The sequence below is a fragment of the Dietzia maris genome, from assembly GCF_014144855.1.
Lineage (GTDB): Bacteria > Actinomycetota > Actinomycetes > Mycobacteriales > Mycobacteriaceae > Dietzia > Dietzia kunjamensis.
In genome coordinates this window covers 1-4,950 of the sequence record NZ_JAALDN010000168.1, presented here as the reverse complement: position 1 = coordinate 4,950, position 4,950 = coordinate 1, and the positions used below count along the sequence as shown (strand labels likewise).

The following is a 4,950-nucleotide window of genomic DNA, read 5'->3' as shown; positions in this document are numbered from 1 at the left end:
ATCCGGGCACCGCGGAACGCCGCGGCCAACCCTGCCAGGTCCCGCTCCACGACGAAGGTGCGCACGTCGGCGGGGATCTGGTCGTCGGCGGCGACCAGGACCGCCCCGCCGTCCGGGCCGTCCACCTCGAGAGAGAACTGCACGTGGGTCGGGGACAAGGCGAGATAGGGGATCGCGCGATCGATCGCCGCCTGCACGGTGGGGCCCGCGAGCATCATGAAGCCGATGACGCCGGTCCGTCCGATGGTGGAGTGGGCACCGACGCCCGCCCCCAGCCCGGGCCGGTCTCCGAGGCGCGCGAGCAGGGTGCGAATCACCGTGAACTCCTGGTGCGCCCAGATCTGCGCGGTCTCGTCGTGGAGGTCGCCGGGATCGAGACCCGTGCCAGCCAGGCACTCCGTCGTCGTCATCCCGTGGGCCAGCCCGCCCTCCACCATGATGCGGACGCCCTCGGTGCCCCGCGGCACCGCCCATACCGGCGAGGAGTCCATCGGCCGACCGTAGCAACACCGGGCGGCGGATGTCCGAAAATGCCAACTCTGCGCCCGTTTGCGACCTTCCCGCGCCCGCGTCGGGTGGTTAGCGTCACAGTCATGACTCTCGCCGCACGCGCAGGAACCGCCCAGTCAGCCGGCCCCACCGGCCTCGCCGACGAGATCCGGGCGCTGTACGCGCGGGCCAAGGCCGCCGTCGGCGAGGACGACCTGGCGCACATCCGCAACGTCACCGCCTACGGCCGGGCGATCGACGCCCGTCGCCGCGAGTTGCTGCGCGAGGGCGGGCCGCGGGCGATCCGGCGGGCCACGGCGCTGGAGATGATGTACCGGCTCATGCAGTTCTCCGAGCTCGGGCACAACATCGTCCACGGCAGCTACGACCACCTGCCCGGCAACGGCGACTATCACTCCGACCGTTACGAGTGGGACTTCAACGTGGACGTCGACCACTGGAAGACGATGCATCACGTGGGCCACCACCCCAATACGAACATCGTCGGCAAGGACCACGACCTCGGCTACAGCATCTTCCGCGGCAGCGCCGGACAGGACTGGTACGGCCACCACCTCGGTCAGGTGGCGCTCATCTCGGCGCTGGCGGCCGCGGCCCCGGCAGCGGCTCCGTTCTTCCTGGCCAACATCGCCCGCAAGGTTTCCGGCGACCCGTTCTTCAGCGCCTACACCCTGCGCTCGCCCGCCCGGATCGCCGGACGCGACCTCCAACGTCGCTTCGTCGACGAGCCGTTCCGCTCGGGGTGGAAGCCGCTGCCCACCCTGCTGGCCAACTACCTCGGCGGCGTCACCGGTTACATGGCGGTGCTGTTCCTGGTGTTCATCGAGCACCACGCCGGCGAGCTGGAGCTGTTCACCGACCCCGGCCCCGACGAGACCGCCGACCAGTACTACGAGCGGCAGATCCGGGCGACCCGCAACTTCCTGCCCAGCACGCAGATGGACGACGCCCTCGCGCGGGTCCTGGAGGAGGAGGTGCCGTTCGCCGATCGCCCCGACCTGCGGATCTTCTACGGCGGCCTCGACACCCACGTCGAGCACCACCTGTTTCCCGATCTGCCACCGTCGATGCAGCGCAGGATCGCCCCGGAGGTCCGGGCGATCGCCGCGAAGTACGGACTGCCGTACCACGAGACGCCGCTACTCGAGACGGTGCCGCTGATCGCCAAGACGCTCACCGGGCTGTCGGTCCCGTTCGGCGAGCGCGAGTTCGGCCGCCCCTCGACACTGTTGCGCGACCCCGCCTCACTCGTACGCCGCGTGCGCGCCGGGCTGTCCTACAGGCCCCTGCCCGAGTCGCCGTACCTGGACAAGCCGCGCTTCCACAACGTGCCGGTCAGGGTCCTGTCCGCGACGCCCGTCGCCGACGGCCAGGCCGTGTCGGTGCGGTTGGCCCGCCCGCGCGGCTGGGAGGACATCGGGTGGGATGCCGGGGCGTACGTGTCGCTCCGGGTCGCCGGCGGAGGCGATCACGGCGGCGATGGTCAGGGCGGCGAGGAGTCGGTCCGCCAGTACAGCCTGGTCCGCGACAGTTCGGACGCGGAGGCGGATGCCGGGGGCGCCATGGAGATCTGCGTCAAGCGCGTCGAGGGCGGGCGGGTGTCCACCCGGCTCAACGACTCGTTGCGCGCGGGCGACCACGTGACACTGGTCGGCGTGCCGCAGTCCTCGGGCGACTTCCCGACGCCCTCGCCGGGTGCGAAATCCCTGCACATCGCCGGCGGGGTGGGGATCACCCCGATCATCAGTCTGTTGCGCCGCATCGCCCGCGACGCGCGCCGCGGCCAGCCCGACGGAGCCACCGGTACCCGCCCCGACGCGACGCTGCTGTACGTCAACCGCGACGACCGCTCGATCATCTTCGAGTCCGAACTCCGCGAGCTCGCCCGCGACTCCGGCATCACCCTGCACCTGTTCACCGATGCACCGTCCGCGCGCGAGGACCTCTCCACCTGCCGACTCGGCCCAGAGCTCCTGCAGCGCGTGGTCCCCGACGCCGCCGATCGCGAGACCTACGTGTGTGCCCCGGCCGCGCTCATCGACCTGACGCGCGGGTGGCTGCGTGACCTGGGCCAGCCGGCCGGGCGGTTCCACGCCGAATCGTTCACCGCGCCCGAACTGGACCGGCCCGACGACGACGGCAGTCGCTACACCGTCCGTTTCCGCCGCACCGGCACGGCGGTGGAGATCGACGGTGCCACCACCCTGCTCGAGGCGGCCGGCCGCGCCGGGATCGCCGTGCCCACCGGCTGCCAGCGCGGGCTGTGCAAAGCGTGTGTGACGCCCAAGCTCAGCGGCACGATCCGCGCGGAGGCCGCCGACCGTGCACCCGGCGCCGTCGCGCAGGAGCGCGTCACCGTCTGCACCGCGCTGGCCTGCTCGGACGTCGAGCTGGATCTCTAGTCGGCCGTCACCACTTCCCGCGCGTGTACTGCGGCGGGTACGGGGCCCGCCGCCAGTCCAGGCCGAGTTCGGCAGCCGCGCGCTGTGGCCAGGCGGGCTCGCGCAGTGCGGCGCGCCCGAGGAACACCACGTCAGCGCGCTCGTCGACCAGCAGCTGTTCGGCGTACTCCGGGTCACTGATGAGCCCCACGGCGCCCGCCAGGACTGCACCCGACGCGCGCACCTCCTCGGTCAGCGGCACCTGGTAGCCCTGCTCCAGTTCGACCGGCGGCCGGTCGGGGGTGTTGGCGGCCGAGGAGACGTCCACCAGGTCGACCCCGTGCTCGGCGAGCCGGCCCGCCAACCAGCGCGAATCCTCCGGGGTCCAGCCGCCGGGCACCCAATCCGTGGCCGAGATCCGGACGAACAGTGGCTTACCTTCCGGCCACACCTGCCGCACCGCGTCGCAGATCTCCAGCAGCAGCCGGGCCCGGTTGTCGCGCGAACCGCCGTAGGAGTCGTCCCGCTCGTTGGACAGCGGCGAGAGAAACTCGTGGATGAGGTACCCGTGGGCGGCGTGGATCTCCACGACGTCGAACCCGGCGTGGTCGGCGCGGCGGGCGGCGTCAGCGAACGCGGTCACCACCGCGCGGATCCCGTCGACGTCCAGCGCCTCCGGTGTGGTCATGTCACCGAACCCGATCGCCGAGGGCGCGACCGTCGTCCACGCACCCTCCTCGGGCGGAAGTGAGCCGACCGGGTATCCGGGCCACGCCCGGTACGCCGACGCCTTCCGCCCGGCGTGCGCCAGTTGGATGCCGATCGCCGCCCCCTGGGAGTGCACGAAGTCCACGATGGGCGCCCACGCATCGCGCTGCGTGTCGTTCCACAGCCCGGCGTCCTCGGGACTGATCCGCCCCTCCGGCACCACCGCCGAGGCCTCCGCGAGGATCAGGCCGAACCCGCCCTGCGCCCGCGCGCCCAGGTGCACGAGATGCCACGGCGTGGGCACCCCGTCACGGTCCTCGCACGAGTACTGGCACATCGGCGAGAGCCACACCCGGTTCCGGATCTCGAGGTCGCGGATACGGATCGGTTCGAAGAGCATCGCCATGTCGGCGATTAAACCCGCATCCCGTGACGCCCCGCCTCGCCGCACCCCCGGAGCCCGCCGCACCCGGCCGACTACCGTGAACGGCATGACTGACGCGCCGACCGGACAGGGCTCATCACCCGAGCCGCAGCTCACCCACCTCGACGCCGAGGGCCGCGTGCGCATGGTCGACGTCGGCGACAAGGCCGTCACCACCCGGACCGCCACGGCCGAGGGGGTCTTCCGCACGCGCCCCGACGTCGTGACCATGGTCGCAGGAGACTCGCTGGGCAAAGCCGACGTCCTGGCCACCGCCCGCCTGGCCGGGATCGGCGCGGCCAAGAAGACCTCCGAGCTCATCCCGCTGTGCCACCAGATCCCGCTGAACTCGGTCAAGGTGCACTTCGACCTCGACGACGAGGCCGGCGAGATCCACGTGAAGGCCACCGCCAAGACGACGGGCAGGACGGGTGTCGAGATGGAAGCCCTGACCGCCGTCTCCGTGGCCGGGCTGACGCTGCACGACATGGTCAAGGCCGTCGACCCGCTCGCCACCATGGACGGGGTCCGCCTCGCCGCCAAGACGGGCGGCAAACGCGGTGACTGGACGCGAGAATCCGAGGAGGCGACCGGGAACGACGACGACGAGGTGACGCGCGCGAACACCGGGCCCGCCGCGCTCGATTCCGGCCGAAGTGGTGTCGTCGTCGTCTCCTCCACCGCCGCCGCGCACGGCCACCGCGAGGACACCACCGGCCCCGCCATCGAGGGTTGGCTCCTCGAGCGCGGTTTCTCGCCGGTCGAGGTGCACGTGGTGGCCGACGCCGACATCGCCACGGCCGTCACCGAGCACGTCCGCCGCTCCCCCGCGGTCCTGTTCACCACCGGCGGCACGGGGGTCGCCCCGGACGACCGCACGCCGGAGGCCACCGCGCCGCACCTGGAGCTGGAGCTGCCGGGGGTCGC

General features: G+C 72.0%; 4 protein-coding genes. 2 read left to right on the top strand and 2 right to left on the bottom strand.

What is annotated here, in order from left to right; genetic code table 11:
• On the bottom strand, positions 1–491 hold a 491-nt coding region (locus tag G6024_RS06215; RefSeq protein ID WP_182640324.1), incomplete at its 3' end, for an AraC family transcriptional regulator ligand-binding domain-containing protein.
• Between the two features lie 102 nt (positions 492–593).
• Between G6024_RS06215 and G6024_RS06210 the strand changes: the two genes are divergently transcribed.
• On the top strand, positions 594–2,912 hold the full coding sequence (locus tag G6024_RS06210) for a fatty acid desaturase (RefSeq protein WP_159148293.1): 2,319 nt from the start codon (positions 594–596) through the stop codon (positions 2,910–2,912).
• Between the two features lie 7 nt (positions 2,913–2,919).
• Here the strand turns inward: G6024_RS06210 and G6024_RS06205 are convergent, their stop codons facing one another.
• A complete protein-coding gene (locus G6024_RS06205; RefSeq protein WP_069388761.1) occupies positions 2,920–4,005 on the bottom strand; it encodes an NADH:flavin oxidoreductase/NADH oxidase in 1,086 nt (361 codons plus the stop codon).
• Between the two features lie 85 nt (positions 4,006–4,090).
• Between G6024_RS06205 and moaC the strand changes: the two genes are divergently transcribed.
• Positions 4,091–4,950: cyclic pyranopterin monophosphate synthase MoaC (gene moaC / locus G6024_RS06200; RefSeq protein ID WP_159148292.1), on the top strand; the 860-nt coding region annotated here is incomplete at its 3' end.

What these genes read in the sequence shown, in the direction of transcription:
- G6024_RS06210 (WP_159148293.1), top strand. Translation starts at nt 594, where the DNA reads ATGACTCTCGCCGCACGCGCAGGAACCGCCCAGTCAGCCGGCCCCACC.
- G6024_RS06205 (WP_069388761.1), bottom strand. Translation starts at nt 4,005, where the DNA reads ATGGCGATGCTCTTCGAACCGATCCGTATCCGCGACCTCGAGATCCGG.